Genomic DNA, 16,487 nt, shown 5'->3' on the forward strand with positions numbered 1-16,487 from the left:
AGCGTTTCGCTGATATATGGGATATATCGACTTTCGACATGTTACGAAGACAGGATTGAACATGAAAATATTCATTATGCGCCACGGTGAAGCAGAACATTTTGCGAACTCGGATGCAGAACGAGCGTTGACCAAGCGCGGGAAAATGGCTTCTCTTGCAGTAGCACAAGCTGCAAATGAACAGGGGATTAGTCAATTCGATAAAGTGCTGGTGAGCCCATATTTAAGGGCACAAGAAACGTGGTTAGAGATCTCTCAGGCGTTTTCTGGAAAGAAAGTAGAAACCTGTGATGATATTACGCCTTATGGAATGTCCGACGATGTGTTTGATTTGACCTTAGCAATGGCTGAAGTAGAAAAACTAGAGACCATTTTATTTGTTTCTCATTTACCTCTAGTGGGCTACCTAACGGCAGAGTTTGCAACAGGCATGGCACCGCCTATGTTTCCCACTTCGGGCTTAGCGTGTATCGACTTCAACCTTGAGACACAAAAAGGTGAGTTGCTTTGGAACATCAATCCATAAGCTCGTTGAGCTCTGTTTGATGACAAAGTTGCAGACAATTAGAAAGGGCATCTCAATATGATTGGGATGCCCTTTGTTGTTTTTTGGTGAGAGAGAATTCGTAAACCAGAATTATTTCTCAGGAATCGATAATAGAACCAATAGTGCGCCATTGCCGCCAAACTCTAAAGGCGCTTGGTGGAAGGCCATCACATCTGGGTGCTGTGCTAACCACAAAGGCACCTTCTGTTTAAGGATGTGTTTACCGATACCGTGCTGAACACAGGCACACGCCACGCTCTCTTTTACGCAGTGCGCAATCATCGCGCCAAGCTCACGTTTGGCTTCTTGTTGAGTCATACCATGCATATCGAGATACACGTCAGGCACGTAGACACCACGACGGAGGCGCTTGACCTCATATTTAGAGACATCATCACGCGCATAACGTGTCGGACCGTCTTCGCTAAGATGCGGAATGAACTCATCCGAGAAATAAAACTCGCTATCACTGGCTTGTCTTGCCGTTCGAGTAATTTCTTTTTGCTTGGCATTTCTTTTTGGCTGCTGGACTATGGTATCCTGTTGCAACTTTTTAACGCCCTTTACTGCATCGTTGAACAGGGCGAAATCGTCATCGAAGTCGGTGTCTTTTTTGCTCATCAGGTTATGAATTCTAATTAGAAACGTAATTAGCAGTATTGTAGCGCTTTTCGGAGACAATTTTGGATAAGATTTTTGTAGAAGAAGCGGTATCAGAACTACACACGCTTCAAGATGTGATTCGTTGGACTGTTAGCCGCTTTAACGCAGCGGGCCTATTTTATGGTCACGGCACTGATAACGCGTGGGATGAGGCAGTACAACTTATCTTACCTACTCTTTATCTGCCGATTGATGTTCCTTCGCATGTGATGAACTCTCGTCTAACGAGCAGCGAACGTCTGCGTATTGTTGAGCGCGTAATCAAGCGTATTAATGATCGTACACCAACGGCTTACCTAACCAACAAAGCTTGGTTCTGTGGTCTTGAGTTCTTCGTTGATGAACGCGTTCTTGTGCCTCGTTCGCCAATTGGTGAGCTGATCGAAGCTCAATTCCAACCTTGGCTAACTGAAGAGCCAACTCGCATCATGGATATGTGTACGGGTAGTGGTTGTATCGCTATTGCTTGTGCTCACGCATTCCCTGACGCTGAAGTAGATGCGATTGATATCTCTACAGACGCATTGCAAGTTGCAGAGCAGAACGTTCAAGATCACGGCATGGAGCAGCAAGTGTTCCCAATCCGTTCAGATCTTTTCCGTGATTTGCCAAAAGAGAAATACAACCTGATCGTATCTAACCCACCTTACGTGGACGAAGAAGATATGAACAGCCTGCCTGATGAGTTTACTCACGAGCCAGAACTTGGCCTAGCTGCGGGTACAGACGGTCTGAAATTGGTTCGTCGCATCTTAGCTAATGCTCCAGACTACCTAACTGACGACGGTATTCTTATCTGTGAAGTAGGTAACTCAATGGTTCATATGATGGATCAGTACCCAGAGATTCCATTCACTTGGATTGAATTCTCTAACGGTGGTCATGGCGTATTCATGATCACTCGTGAGCAGCTTGTTGCTTGCGCTGATGAGTTCTCTATCTACAAAGACTAGGTTTCAATTATTAGGTTAGTGCCCCTCTCTTAGGGCTGTAAGCTTAGAACCTGAAATCTAGTAAGACGTTCGATTTGAAACGTTTTGTTTAAACGCCATGCATTGCTGCATGGCGTTTTTTATTGCCTAGATTAAAGATGTTTGTATTCATATCGAAGACGTTAAGTACAATATTTAGTTGATTAATATGAGGGCTTATTACATATTGGTGTTTAATATTTAGTCGTTTTAGTGAGTTAAGGAGGATTCACGATGAGCTTTGATACATGGATTTATTATTTATTAGCAGTGCTGATCTTAACGGCATCACCAGGCCCAAGTTCTTTATTGTGCATGACCAAAGGTGTGCAATCTGGCTTTAAATTATCGATATTTACCGCGTTGGGGAGCTTAACTGCGATTACTGGCATTCTAACCTTATCGTTTACCGGGCTAGGGGTAATTATTGCTTCGTCTGAAGTGGTATTTAATGTCATAAAATGGACTGGTGCGGCTTACCTTATCTTCATCGGCTGGAAATCTCTGCGCTCTAACCAACAAGATTATGACAAGTTACCGGATCAACAAGGCGGTGCTCAATCTGTCAAAGAAAGTGCTGCGCAGCATTACCTAAGTGGCTTTATTGTTGGCGCGAGTAACCCCAAAGCTATCTTGTTTTTTACTGCACTTTTTCCTCAATTTATTGACCCATCGATCGCTCTGGTTCCCCAGTTTACGGTGTTTGCTTTGACCTTCGCAGTCATGGAATTGTCTTGGTTACTGGTGTACGCCTACCTGGGGGCGAAGTCGTCAAATTGGTTGTTTGCGAAAGGTCGAGCTAAGGTCTTTAATCGTGTCACTGGAGGTGTCTTTATTGGGGCTGGTGCACTGCTTTCGACGACCAGTCGAGCATAACTTTCTGTTTTATCTGAGAAGTGAATGATTACAGAATATTCTTGATGCTGTCATAAAAGGTTAATATTAATATGCTTGCTGCTTTTGGCGAAAAGCCGATATATTGTAGTTACACCATCACGTTCTCAAGGAGAGACATATGCAGCATCAAGAAATGATTCAACACAGTAACTTTGGCGTAATCAGTCGTACTTGGATTTTCTCTACCCTTTCTCTAGTGGGTATTCTTGCTCTAATGTAGTCAGCTTCATGGCTCTATATTTTTAGTTTTTATTATGAAATCACTTGTTAAAAAGTCTTCAAAGTCAGAACTCTTTCTCTTATAAATGTGGCTTTTCTCATCAGGCTAGCCACTTAACTTTTTCTTAGTCATCTTCTTCTAGCAAGCTTCCCCCAATAATTTACTTCTAGTTGCCACTTTCTCGTTGTCACTTCTTGCCTTAAGTCACTACCTTCTTCCTGTGGACAGGTTTGTCACCTTATCTCTATAAACGAGCACCATCGCACTTCTGAAGTTGTTACGAAACTGTGATAATCTTAAGTTATCTTTTATCTACAGTGTATCTCTCATGTCTGTCTGGGATTCTATTTCATTTAACAATCGATTTACTGCATTACCTCGACTGTTCTATACCCCAATTCAACCTACACCGCTAAACAATGTTCAATGGCTCGCATGGAACCATAAGCTTGCGGATGAACTCGGCTTTCCGTCATTTGATGATGCTTCAGAAGAGTTGCTTGAAACGTTATCTGGCAATGTTGAACCTGAGCAGTTTTCGCCTGTAGCAATGAAATATGCAGGCCACCAGTTTGGTTCTTATAATCCGGATTTAGGTGATGGAAGAGGGCTGTTATTAGCTCAAGTTGTCGCGAAAAGTGGCGAAACGTTCGACTTACACCTCAAAGGTGCAGGTAAAACGCCTTATTCTCGTATGGGTGATGGGCGCGCTGTTATTCGATCAACGGTTCGTGAATACTTATGTAGCGAAGCGATGGCAGGGCTTAACATCCCAACCACACGTGCATTAGCCATGATGACCAGTGACACGCCAGTTTATCGTGAGAAGCAAGAGTGGGGAGCATTACTGGTGCGTGCATCTGAATCCCACATTCGTTTTGGTCACTTTGAACATCTGTTTTATACCAATCAGTTGGCAGAACATAAATTACTGGCTGATAAAGTTATCGAATGGCACTTCCCGGAATGCCTTGATGAAGAAAAACCCTACGCTGCCATGTTTAATGAGATTGTCGATCGCACTGCGGAAATGGTCGCGTTGTGGCAAGCGAATGGTTTTGCTCATGGCGTGATGAACACCGATAACATGTCAATTATCGGACAAACCTTCGATTACGGCCCATTCGCATTTCTTGACGAATACGACCCTCGCTTGATCTGTAATCACTCGGATTACCAAGGTCGTTATGCTTTTAACCAACAGCCAAGAATAGGGCTTTGGAACCTGTCGGCACTGGCACACTCACTTTCTCCGCTGGTGGATAAGGCCGACTTAGAGGCAGCTTTAGAGCAGTACGAACCGCAAATGAACGGTTACTTTAGTCAGATGATGCGTCGTAAGTTGGGGCTACTTTCGAAACAAGAAGGTGACAGTCGTTTGTTTGAATCTATGTTCGAGCTGATGTCGCAAAATAAAGTCGACTACCCAAGGTTCTTTAGAACGCTATCGAACCTAGACACCTTGTTGCCACAAGAAGTGATTGATCTGATAATTGATCGAGATGCAGCAAAACTTTGGGTAGATAACTACTTACAACGCTGTGAACTTGAAGAGAGCTCAGTGGCAGAGCGCTGCGAAAAGATGAGACAGGTAAACCCGAAATACATCCTCAGAAACTACCTAGCTCAGCTAGCAATAGATAAAGCTGAGCGTGGTGATAGCAGTGATATTGACGCATTAATGGTGGTGTTGGCCGATCCTTATGCGGAACACCCTGACTACGAACATCTTGCCGCGTTACCACCAGAGTGGGGTAAAGCGATGGAGATCAGCTGCTCGTCTTAAATAGGCTTATCAATGCAATACCAACAGATAGCGGTCGCTTAGTTGTGATCTCTATCTGTTTGTTCTTCTAATTTTATCAACATATCAATAATCAAATACTCGACCTGCCTATACACTATGTGAATAAGTTGTAAATTTAATAGGTTTGGGCGATGCCAACAAATACTCGAATTCTCGTGGTGGATGATGATCAAGAAATCCGCGAGCTGCTGGAAGAGTACCTGACAAAATCGGGTTTCGATGTCTCTTCTGTAGGAGACGGTGTTGAACTAGAAACTCATCTGCAAAACCAAGGTTACCCGGATCTGATTCTGCTTGATGTGATGCTGCCCGGTGACGATGGCTTTACCTTGTGTCAACGTGTCCGTAAGCAATCGAATGTGCCTATTATCATGCTGACTGCGGTGTCGGATGAAACCGACCAGATTATCGGGTTGGAAATTGGTGCCGATGATTATATTGCCAAGCCGTTTAGTCCACGTCAGTTAATGGCGCGTATCAAAGCGTTATTGCGCCGTGTTCAAGTGGTGGATGACAAGCCGAGTGATGCACTGCCAAAGCAGATTATTTTTGGTGATTGGACGCTTGATACGCTCGCACATCGAATTTCCCACAATGAACACTCAGAAGAGATGGACTTGTCGGGCAGTGACTTTTCTCTGTTGATGCTGTTCTTAACTCGTCCTAACGAAGTTCTCGACCGTGACACCATCTCTTTCGCTACCAGAGGCCGCGAAGCGTTGCCTTTTGAACGAGGCATTGATGTGCAGCTTAGTCGTCTGAGAAGCCGATTGGGCGACAGCGGCAAATACCCTCACTACATCAAAACCATGCGTGGCAATGGCTATATTCTCGCTGTGCCTGTTCAGTATGAGCACTGAGTATGATCTAATGTTTATCAAGTAATGCTAATGAAGTATCTCGTATGAAATGGTTAAGTCGATTAAAACCAAATTCCTTGGTCGCAAGAACCTTGTTGTTGACTCTGTTAGCGGTGGTGATTGCTCAAGGTATCGCAACCTCTATTTGGTATAGCGAATCTAAACATAAAGAACTGGAAGGGATTCGCTCAGCCTCATCTAGCATGGCGAACATGTTTGCTTCAACGGTGACTTTCTTTCAGTCTTTACCCGTCAAATATCGCCACATCGTGTTAGACCAAATTCGAAATATGGGTGGCACGCGATTTTTTGTCTCTTTCAATAAAGAGGCTTTGATTGTTGAATCGATCCCCGATACTCGCTTAAAAACCGCCTCGATTGAAGCGATAGAAAGTGTTTTGAGTAGCAAGCTCAATAAAGTGGAATCAGTCCGTGTTGATTTCTCTCGCCCTGAACATCTCCGTTTGCTTAAAAATGACATATATTTAAGCGATCTCCCGCGATCGTGGGCACATCATACTTTAACGTTAGAACCTCTGAATCCACCTATTTTGGTTGTTCAGATAGAGCTAGCCAGTCACGAATGGGTGTATATTGCCGCACTGTTACCAGCTCCCTATGTAAAACTTGATGACACCATTCTTGGTCGTGAACAGGTGATCTTTTTGCTCTCTTCAACGCTGATTCTATTGGTGTTGACCTACTTAATGATTCGCCGCCAAGTGCGCCCGCTTAAAAAGCTAGCAAGGGCAGCCAACGAAATGAGCATGGATATTCAGCAGCCTCCACTTAACGAAGAAGGGGCGACAGAACTGGTTACCGCAACCCGAGCATTCAACCGCATGCAGCAGCGGATTCGCCGTTATGTTGCCGACCGTGAGCACCTTTTCTCTGCTATTTCTCATGATTTAAAGACACCAATAACACGTCTTAGATTGCGGGCTGAATTGTTGGAGAGTGAAGTAAAGAAAGACAAATTCAATAAAGACTTGGATGAGCTGGAGATGATGGTCAAAGGTGCATTACAAGCGGTAAGAGATACTGACCTTCACGAAAACAACGCTATTATCGACCTCAATGAGATGATGCTCTCAGTGATTGAATTGCACAACCAACATCAAACCTTGGTTGAGTTTGAGCCCACTGTGGTTGAACCGCTAGTCGCTAAACCATTAGCCATTAAACGTGTGCTAACCAACCTTATCGACAACGCTGTGAAATATGGAACATCAGCTGAGGTCGTTATCAACAGTGATTCGGTGTGGGTTATCGTGACGATTCAAGACCACGGAAAAGGTATCCCTGAAGGCAAGTTAGAGTTGGTGTTTGAACCTTACTTTAGGCTTGCCACCGACGACCAAGGACACGGTTTAGGGCTCGGGATCTGCCGAAATATCCTGCACGGACACGGTGGAGATCTCATTATTCGTAACTCCCCTCAAGGCGGCTTAGAAGCCAAAGTCTATATCCCTAGAGGCCTAGAAGTGTAATGTAACAATTGTGTTACATTGAGCTTACCTTTTGTTTCAATCTTACAAATCAGAATAAGTAGACTCTGTATTGAACCGGACGTCGAGTCCGCTAAACATGGAAGATAATAATGAAAATCAATAAAACCCTACTTACTCTATCTCTTCTTGCTGCCTCAACATTTTCTCAAGCTGGTGAAGTGGAAGTGCTTCACTGGTGGACTGCTGGTGGCGAAGCAAAATCCGCTGCGGTACTGAAAGAGATGATTGAAGAACAAGGTCATACTTGGAAAGATTTCGCTGTTGCTGGTGGCGGCGGTGAAAGTGCGATGACCGTTTTGAAAACGCGAGCAGTATCAGGTAACCCACCATCTGCTGCGCAGATCAAAGGTCATGATATTCAAGAGTGGGGTGGTTTAGGTTTTCTTACGTCTCTCGATGCAACAGCAAAACAAGAACAGTGGGATGAGTTACTGCCAGAGGTTGTGACCAAAGTGATGAAGTGGGACGGAGAATATGTGGCTGTTCCTGTCAACGTTCACCGTGTTAACTGGCTTTGGGCGAATCCTGTTGTTTTAGAAAAATCAGGTGTTACCGTTCCAACCACATTAGATGAGTTCTTTGTGGCGGCAGACAAGATCAAAGCGGCTGGCTTCATTCCACTGGCTCACGGTGGTCAACCTTGGCAAGACGCGACAGTCTTCGAAGCGGTGGCGCTTGATGTACTAGGCAGTGAAGACTACAACAAAGCATTCGTTGATCTTGATATGGACGTTTTATCTGGCGACAAAATGGTGGAAGTATTCACCAAGTTTAAAAAGATGCGTGACTACATCGACAGCAACTCGCCGGGTCGTGATTGGAACGTAGCAACTTCAATGGTTATCAATGGTGAAGCTGCGATGCAGATCATGGGCGACTGGGCGAAAGGTGAGTTTACTGCAGCAGGTAAAGTACCGGGTAAAGACTACATCTGTGCACCAGCTCCGGGTACTGATGGCCAATTCACTTTCAACATCGATAGCTTTGCGTTCTTTGAACTAAGTGACAAAGAGAACCAAAAAGCGCAACAAGACCTAGCAAAAACCATTCTTACTAAAGATTTCCAAGAAGTCTTTAACCTAAACAAAGGTTCTATCCCTGTACGTCTCGATATGGATATGTCTAAGTTCGACCAATGTGCGTTGGACTCTATGGCAACCTTCAAAGCGAGTGCGGAATCTGGCGATCTTGTTCCGAGTATGGCTCACGGCCTAGCGACGACAAGTTACGCGCAAGGCGCAATTTACGACGTGGTAACCAACTTCTTCAATGAGAAAGATGCCGATCCAAAAGAAGCGGCAGCTAAGTTAGCGAAAGCAGTGAAAGCGGCTATCTAATCTAACTTGGTCTAACACCAAACCCCCAGGGTGGGTAGGCTCGTAGGGAGCCTATCTACTCTTCACTCCCAATTCTGATATGCGTGATGCTGATGTGGTGCCGAAAGGTAAGCCATTGGCTCGATTGTGCAACAAGGATAAGTTATGGAGCATGTTTTGACTGAGTCGACTCCAAAACCCACAAGGAGCCAGCCTGCACCGAAACCGAGTTTTGCTGACAGGTTGCAACATTGGCTACCTAAGATTGTGCTAGCGCCGACCGCGTTAGTGACCGTGGTGTGTATCTACGGCTACATTTTTTGGACGGCAGCGTTGTCGTTCACTAACTCTCGATTTCTACCGAGCTTCAACTTCGTTGGTTTAACCCAATATGAAAAGCTGATGGACAACGATCGCTGGATCACTTCAATCACCAACCTCGGCGTATTTGGTTTTCTATTTATGGCGATTGCTATCTTGCTTGGTGTCGGTTTAGCGGTATTGCTTGACCAGAATATCCGTCAAGAAGGAGCGATTCGCACTATCTATCTCTACCCAATGGCGCTGTCATTCATCGTGACAGGTACGGCGTGGAAGTGGATCCTTAACCCAGGTCTTGGCATTGAAAAGTTGATGCAAGACTGGGGATTTACTGACTTCAAGTTTGATTGGCTAGTCGACTCCGAAATGTCGGTATATACCTTGGTCATCGCAGCACTTTGGCAATCATCGGGCTTCGTGATGGCGATGTTCTTAGCGGGTTTGCGTGGTATCGATTCTTCGATCATTAAAGCTGCGCAAATCGATGGGGCAAGCTTACCCACTATCTATCTCAAAATCATTCTGCCTTGCTTGCGCCCTGTGGTTTTCAGCGCGGTGATCATCACGTCACACATTGCGATTAAGAGCTTCGACCTTGTGACGGCAATGACAGCAGGTGGCCCGGGTTATTCATCGGATCTTCCAGCGCTATTTATGTACGCACACTCATTCACTCGTGGACAGATCGGCCTAGGTGCTGCCAGTGCCATGATGATGCTTGCCGGTATCTTAGCGATTCTCGTGCCTTATCTTTACTCTGAACTTAGGGAGAAAAAGTCATGATGAATAACATCAATTTTGCTCGAATGTTTATCTATTCAGCACTGCTTTTCTTCTGTTTAGTGTACCTAATGCCACTGTTCGTAATGGTACTGACCTCATTCAAAACTCTGCCAGACATAAAGGCAGGTAACTTGATGAGCTTACCGAAAGAGTGGGTGTTTGATGCTTGGTATAAAGCGTGGGATACCGCTTGTACTGGCGTGAAATGTGAAGGCATCAAAGGCTACTTCTGGAACTCGTTCCAAATGGTGATTCCTGCTGTAGCGATATCAACATTGCTCGGCGCATTCAATGGTTATGTGGTCACTAAGTGGCAATTCCGAGGCTCAAATCTGTTCTTTAGTTTGTTGTTGTTCGGTTGCTTTATTCCGTTCCAAGTTGTGCTGCTGCCAATGGCAACCATGCTCGGCAAAATGGGTTTAGCAAACACAACTATCGGATTGGTGATTGTGCACGTTATCTACGGCATGGCGTTTACGACTCTGTTTTTCCGTAACTTCTATATCTCGATTCCTGATGAATTGATCAAAGCGGCAAAGCTAGATGGGGCGGGCTTCTTTACGATTTTCTTTAAGATCTTATTACCGATCTCCACGCCAATCATCATGGTGACGGTGATCTGGCAGTTCACCGCAATCTGGAATGATTTCTTGTTCGGGGTGGTCTATTCCGGCTCAGAAACTCAGCCGATCACTGTGGCATTAAACAACTTAGTCAACACCAGCACTGGCGTTAAAGAATATAACGTCGATATGGCTGCCGCGATCATCGCCGCACTGCCAACGCTGCTGGTGTATGTCTTCGCAGGAAAATATTTTGTTCGTGGCCTAACGGCAGGATCAGTAAAAGGATAATTACCCATGGCAACATTAGATTTAAAACAGATCCGTAAAACCTATCGCAACGCGGACAACGAAACGTTAAAGGGCATCGACATCAGTATCGATTCGGGGGAATTTTTGATACTTGTCGGCCCTTCGGGGTGTGGAAAATCGACCCTAATGAACACCATTGCTGGGCTAGAGAATATTAGCTCGGGTGAAATCGTGATTGATGGTGTCGACGTGGCACAAGTTGAGCCCAAAGATCGCGATATTGCTATGGTGTTTCAGTCTTACGCGCTTTATCCAAATATGACGGTACGCGGCAATATCGCTTTCGGTTTGAAGATTCGTAAGATGCCTCAGGAAGAGATTGATGCGGAAGTGAATCGAGTGGCTGAAATGCTGCAAATAGAGCAGTTGCTTGATCGTAAGCCGTCGCAACTTTCTGGTGGTCAGCGTCAACGTGTCGCGATGGGACGTGCTCTGGCTCGTCGCCCTAAGCTTTACCTATTTGATGAACCGCTTTCGAACTTGGATGCCAAGCTACGTGTTGAGATGCGTCATCAGATTAAGCGCTTGCACCAGAAGCTGAATACCACGATCGTTTATGTAACCCATGATCAGATCGAGGCAATGACACTGGCTGATCGCATCGCAGTAATGAAAGATGGTGAGCTGCAGCAGCTCGGCACACCGCAAGAGATCTACACCAAACCCAACAATATGTTTGTGGCTGGCTTTATGGGGTCACCGTCAATGAACTTCATTAAAACCATGGTGGATTTGGATGAGGAACAGAATCCGATCATTAAGGTGGTCGGTACCGCAGATCAAGAACACCACATTCGTTTGCCACAAAGTATGCGCGACCAAGATGGCAAAGAGTTGGTGATTGGGCTGCGTCCAGAACACATTACCGAACAGGAAGGTGATGATGTTTCTGCCTCCACAAAGCTAGACTTACAGCTGGAGGTATTGGAACCGACAGGGCCAGATACTATCGCTATGGTCAAAGTGAATGACCAAGAAGTCGCGTGTCGCTTGTCGCCGGAATTTGAGGTGTCGGTTGGGCAAATGGCACCACTGCATTTTGACCTATCCAAAGCTGTATTCTTTGATGCTCAGACGGAAGCGAGAATCGATTTCTAAGTGTTACTAGCAAGTTAGTTTCACCAAACACCTCATCGTTTGATGGGGTGTTTTTGTATTAAGACAGGTTAATTGTCACATTAATGATAAAAAACTCAGTAGAGTCTATGCTTGATGGGAGATTAATTTTTATAAAAAGGATGTCTGCAATGAGAGTCCAATTACTTGCAGGAGCAATGTCACTTGCTCTTCTTTCTTCTCCTGTATCTGCTGTTGTTAATCATGATTTGAGAGACAGTTATATTGTCGTTTTAAAACAGAGTGTATCGGAATCACGGGCGAATGATATCGCGCGCGAAGTTGCCAATGGGCGTGGTGTAGTTGGTCATCAATATAGCCATGCCTTGAAAGGGTTTTCTGTTAAGGTCCCAGAGCAAGCTCTCAAAGGTCTTAAAAATAGGTTCCCCGAGATTGATTACATTGAGCCTGATATCATCATGCATGCTTTACCGCGAGGAGGTAAACCTAATCGAGGCGGAGGTGGAGATAGTGTTGAGCGAGCTGTTCAGCAGGTTCCTTGGGGTGTAACCAGAGTCAACGGTGGTACTGTTGATATGAGTAATTCCTCATCTGTTGCTTGGGTTATAGACTCGGGTATTGACAGTAACCACCCAGATTTAAATGTAAACAAATCTAGAGGGGCAAACTTTACTCGCGGTAAGAAAAACAATACTAGCGATGGTAATGGTCACGGCACGCATGTAGCAGGAACGATTGGTGCGTATGATGACGGTTTTGATGTCGTTGGTGTTGCTCCTGGTGTACAGGTAATTCCAGTACGGGTGTTAGATAATAGCGGCAGTGGTTCAATGTCGGGCGTGATTGCAGGAGTTGATCATGTTGCTCGTTATGGTGACTCTGGTGACTGTGCCAATATGAGTTTGGGAGGAGCTGGATATTCAGCCGCCTTGGATAGCGCGATTAAAACGGCCGCTGCTCAAGGGATATTTTTCTCAATCGCAGCGGGTAATTCAGGGCAGGATGCCAGTGGGTTTACGCCAGCGAGTACCAACGGCACGAATATATTTACTATTTCCGCATTTGGTGAATCTAACGATAATTTCGCTTACTTTTCCAATTATGGCTCTGATGTAGATTACGCTCAACCTGGAGTCGATGTGTTATCGACCAAAACGGGCGGAGGAACAGTTTCTTACAATGGTACCTCAATGGCGGCTCCTCACTTTTGTGGAGTACTGTTAGCCACCGGAGGCTCATTCTCTTTGGATGGTGATGTGAATAATGATCCCGACGGGTCTCCTGACCCTATTGCAGTGAGTAATTAACTTGTTTGATAGTTTAAGTAGGTATAAAAATGCCGTTGTAGGCAATAAAAAGCGACCTGATGGGTCGTTTTTTATTGTGAATAATCATCGAGTAGACAGTTAATTATCATCAAAGCTGATATTTAGTGTGATGTGGCTATATAAAGCTGACGTAGAAACGCGTAGGATCGAGTCAACTTTAGACCAAATACTAGGTTGCACTTTGGTGCATAAACAGAAGAATACATGAAACTAACAGCAAAACCCTCAGCTAGTAACGCTTTACTTATTTCTATTACGACACCGGACTTCAAAGGTGACGAAGCAAAAGAGTCTCTTGCCGAACTTGCTCGCTTAGTAACAACCCTAGGGTTTAAAGTGGTTGGTACTCAATCGCAGCACCACAGTTCAGCTCAACGACAAAACGTGTTGGGTGCTGGTAAGCTTGCGGAAATTGCTCATCTAACTGGTTACCAAGGTTCGATTGAAGAAGCAGAAGATGAAGACTTCCTTGATGAATCAGGCCTATTTGATTCAGAAATCGACGAGCTAGATTTTGATGATCTTCCAACGGGCAATTTCCAATACGGCGCTGCTGATGTTGTGGTCTTTGACTGTGATTTAAGCCCATCTCAACTGCGCACTGTTGAGGCGAGTTTGGGTGTAGAAGTATTTGACCGTACTGGTATCATCATCGAAATCTTCAGCCGTCACGCTCGTACTCGTACTGCTCGTCTGCAAGTTGATATCGCTCGTCTAAACTACTTAGTGCCACGACTTCGTGAAACAGCTGAGGGTGATAAAGAGCGTCAAATGGGTCAGGGCGCCGGTGAAACTTCACTAGAGCTAGACCGTCGTAACGTACGTGACCAAATTGCTGCGCTTAAGCGTGAGCTAGTAAGCGTACAAGATGAAATGAAGACCCGACGCACAAGGCGCGCGGAGCTTTTCACTGTTGCTTTAGTTGGCTACACCAATGCCGGTAAATCTTCGATGATGCGTGCAATGACCGCAACCGAAGTGGTGGGTGAAGATAAACTGTTCGCAACGCTAGACACCACGGTTCGTGCGCTTCAGCCAATCACTCAACCGCGTATCCTTGTTTCAGATACAGTGGGTTTCATCAAGAAATTGCCACATGACCTGGTTGCTTCGTTCCACTCAACGCTAGCAGAAGCGCATGATGCTTCGTTGCTGCTTTATGTCGTTGATGCTTCTGACGTTTCATTCCGCGCACAACTTGATGTAGTGCACGACGTATTAGCTCAAGTGGGCGTTGAAGGCAGCGAAAAACTATTAGTGCTGAATAAGTGCGATAGATTGACTGAAGAGCAGCAATTAGAGCTGATCGAAGAATTCCCAGATGCGATGCTAACGTCAACTCGTGATCCTCTGGATATCACCAAACTGCACAAGTACATCGTTGGTGTTGCTGAAGAAGGCATGATCGAAGAAGAGATCACGATTCCTTATTCTGGCCAAGGCATCATCGGTGAGATTCGTTCAAACATGAGTGTGGTAAAAGAAGAGTACGACTACGAGTGTATTAAGTTGACCGTTCGCTCTAGTGAAATTGACTTAGCTCGACTGAAAAAGCGTATGCAGAAGTCTTAATCTTTTAGCTAGCTTAAGAAGAATGACCAAAAGAAAAGCGACCTGATAAGGTCGCTTTTTTTATTCGTTGAGTTAATTAACTCTGTATTGAAATGCCTACGCCATTCTTTGCGTCGGCTTCCAACGTGCTAGCTCTGGATCAAGCTTGATACCTTGTGAGGTCAGCAAGTTAACACGAGCCAAGTACGCCGCACCGTGCATCAAATGCTTAGCAAGATCGACCGCATTACGCTGTTGGTAATCGTCTAGGTAGCTGTCTTTCGCCCATGCGTTGAATGCGCCAAGTGCAGGGCCAGCCCATACTTGATAATCCATCTCACGACCTTGTTCGCCCGTGTTTGACCAACGGCTTGAAAGACCCAAGTACCAGCGGAAAATCAACGCCATTTTACGTTTTGGATTGCCTTCAGCACGTTCGATCTGTTTAGGGTCACGCTCGTTAAAGTGCGCCACAGTACCCGCCCAAATATCATCCAGAGTTGAACGGAATACCTGCTTCTCTAGCTTTTGACGTTCTTCAACTGGAATCGCTTCAATCGAGTCGTAACGTGTGTAGATCTCGTACAGCTTGTTTGCACGCATTGGGAATAAAGTACCGCGCTTAACCACTTGCAGTTTTACGCCCATTTCGAACATGTCTGCTGCCGGAGCCATAGTCACGTCAGCCATTTCGGTTGTCGAAAGCAGCTTACGTGTGTGCTCGCTCGCGCCAGCCTCAACACACGCTTGGTTGATAGAACCGGTAACTATGTATGCCGCACCCATGTTAAACGTTGCTAGAGCAGCGTCAGGCGTACCTACGCCACCACCACAACCGACACGTAGCGGTGTTTTGAATTGGTACTGAGCTTGGATTTGCTCTTTCAGGGCCAGAATCGTTGGTAGTAGAGTTACTAGCGGACGATTATCGGTGTGACCACCAGAATCGGCCTCTGCAGTAATGTCATCCGCCATAGGAACAAGCTGTGCTAGCTCCATCTGTTCTGCTGTGATTCGGCCTTCATCAACCAGAGCTTGCAGCATTTTCATAGGAGCAGGCTGCATGAACTTACTTGCGACTTCAGTACGGCTTACCTTAGCAATAACCTTGTTGCCAATCTGAATCTCACCTTTTGCATCGCGGCTAAGGCCCGCTGCACGGTAGTGAACGATTTGCGGTGTTAAACCTAAGAAAGCAGAAGCCTCAACCGTTTTCACTTTGTGCTTCAAAAACAGCTCAACACTGCCGCGTTCTAGCGCGGGTTCGCTTGGGCTGTGAATCAAATTAAACGCGTAAGGACCGTTTGGCAGTGCTGCTTGAATGCGGTTAATCGCTTGCTCAACACGAGACGGGATTAAGCCCGCCGCGCCAAATGAACAAAGAATGCCTGCCTGGCCAAGCGCAATCACCAACTCTTCAGATGAAATGCCATTTGCCATTGCGCCAGCATAGTAAGCGTATTTCACGCCGTGGCAGCGACGAAAATCTTCGTCGCCTAGGCTTTGCGTACCAAGAGCCGGAGCAAATGCGCTAACAGGTTGGCTGTTCGCCGAGCTTGCTGAATCGCCTGATGCAATCTCAGCTTGTTGGCTTACGCCCAAGCCTTTTTCTGGGTGGTTCACTACGTAACAAGCAAGGCTTAAATCTTTCAAGATTGTCGACATTGCTGCGTTATCGAAACGCGTTGTGTTCTCTTCGATCTGCCAAGGCCACGGAGATAGCTTTTCGTTATTGATTGTAGTTTGAGTTGTCATACTAA

14 protein-coding genes are annotated in these 16,487 nt (G+C 45.5%); 12 read left to right on the plus strand and 2 right to left on the minus strand.

The window, feature by feature from the left end:
- Positions 1 to 61: 61 nt before the first annotated feature.
- On the plus strand, positions 62 to 526 hold the full coding sequence (gene sixA / locus MSG36_RS20630; RefSeq protein WP_017064097.1) for a phosphohistidine phosphatase SixA: 465 nt from the start codon (positions 62 to 64) through the stop codon (positions 524 to 526).
- A gap of 111 nt (positions 527 to 637) precedes the next feature.
- On the opposite strand, the gene smrB is transcribed toward sixA, so the two are convergent.
- On the minus strand, positions 638 to 1,168 hold the full coding sequence (gene smrB / locus MSG36_RS20635) for an endonuclease SmrB (protein WP_017633130.1): 531 nt from the start codon (positions 1,166 to 1,168) through the stop codon (positions 638 to 640).
- 62 nt (positions 1,169 to 1,230) lie between these two features.
- On the opposite strand from smrB, the gene prmB reads away from it, so the two are divergent.
- The 11 genes from prmB to hflX all read left to right on the plus strand — a co-directional run bounded on the left by prmB (position 1,231) and on the right by hflX (position 14,748).
- Positions 1,231 to 2,163, plus strand: coding sequence for a 50S ribosomal protein L3 N(5)-glutamine methyltransferase (prmB, locus tag MSG36_RS20640; protein WP_017060640.1), 933 nt, complete (start codon positions 1,231 to 1,233; stop codon positions 2,161 to 2,163).
- 252 nt (positions 2,164 to 2,415) lie between these two features.
- A complete protein-coding gene (locus MSG36_RS20645) occupies positions 2,416 to 3,057 on the plus strand; it encodes a LysE family translocator (RefSeq protein ID WP_248369556.1) in 642 nt (213 codons plus the stop codon).
- Between the two features lie 569 nt (positions 3,058 to 3,626).
- Positions 3,627 to 5,084: a protein adenylyltransferase SelO gene (locus tag MSG36_RS20650; protein ID WP_248369558.1), complete on the plus strand. Its 1,458-nt coding sequence runs from the start codon at positions 3,627 to 3,629 to the stop codon at positions 5,082 to 5,084.
- Between the two features lie 152 nt (positions 5,085 to 5,236).
- Complete coding sequence (locus tag MSG36_RS20655; RefSeq protein ID WP_048661490.1) at positions 5,237 to 5,965, plus strand: response regulator transcription factor; 729 nt, start codon at positions 5,237 to 5,239, stop codon at positions 5,963 to 5,965.
- Positions 5,966 to 6,009: 44 nt separating this feature from the next.
- Positions 6,010 to 7,455, plus strand: a complete 1,446-nt coding sequence (locus MSG36_RS20660) for an ATP-binding protein (protein ID WP_248369560.1) — start codon at positions 6,010 to 6,012, stop codon at positions 7,453 to 7,455.
- Between the two features lie 110 nt (positions 7,456 to 7,565).
- Positions 7,566 to 8,813, plus strand: coding sequence for an ABC transporter substrate-binding protein (locus tag MSG36_RS20665; RefSeq protein ID WP_048664276.1), 1,248 nt, complete (start codon positions 7,566 to 7,568; stop codon positions 8,811 to 8,813).
- A 144-nt stretch (positions 8,814 to 8,957) separates the two neighbouring features.
- Entirely contained in the window at positions 8,958 to 9,896 is a 939-nt protein-coding gene (locus MSG36_RS20670; protein WP_009848503.1) for a sugar ABC transporter permease, read from the plus strand.
- Positions 9,893 to 10,750: a carbohydrate ABC transporter permease gene (locus MSG36_RS20675; protein WP_048661487.1), complete on the plus strand. Its 858-nt coding sequence runs from the start codon at positions 9,893 to 9,895 to the stop codon at positions 10,748 to 10,750. The genes MSG36_RS20670 and MSG36_RS20675 overlap by 4 nt, the downstream gene beginning before the upstream one ends.
- A gap of 6 nt (positions 10,751 to 10,756) precedes the next feature.
- Complete coding sequence (ugpC, locus tag MSG36_RS20680) at positions 10,757 to 11,869, plus strand: sn-glycerol-3-phosphate ABC transporter ATP-binding protein UgpC (RefSeq protein ID WP_081230565.1); 1,113 nt, start codon at positions 10,757 to 10,759, stop codon at positions 11,867 to 11,869.
- A gap of 140 nt (positions 11,870 to 12,009) precedes the next feature.
- On the plus strand, positions 12,010 to 13,155 hold the full coding sequence (locus MSG36_RS20685) for a S8 family serine peptidase (RefSeq protein ID WP_248369580.1): 1,146 nt from the start codon (positions 12,010 to 12,012) through the stop codon (positions 13,153 to 13,155).
- A 225-nt stretch (positions 13,156 to 13,380) separates the two neighbouring features.
- Positions 13,381 to 14,748 (plus strand): GTPase HflX, encoded by a 1,368-nt coding sequence (hflX, locus tag MSG36_RS20690; RefSeq protein WP_017056924.1) that lies wholly within the window; start codon positions 13,381 to 13,383, stop codon positions 14,746 to 14,748.
- 96 nt (positions 14,749 to 14,844) lie between these two features.
- On the opposite strand, the gene pfaD is transcribed toward hflX, so the two are convergent.
- Positions 14,845 to 16,482 (minus strand): PfaD family polyunsaturated fatty acid/polyketide biosynthesis protein, encoded by a 1,638-nt coding sequence (gene pfaD, locus MSG36_RS20695; RefSeq protein ID WP_248369562.1) that lies wholly within the window; start codon positions 16,480 to 16,482, stop codon positions 14,845 to 14,847.
- Between the last annotated feature and the right edge of the window lie 5 nt (positions 16,483 to 16,487).

Source organism: Vibrio sp. 1CM8B (genome assembly GCF_023161685.1).
In the GTDB taxonomy this organism is placed as follows: domain Bacteria; phylum Pseudomonadota; class Gammaproteobacteria; order Enterobacterales; family Vibrionaceae; genus Vibrio; species Vibrio coralliirubri.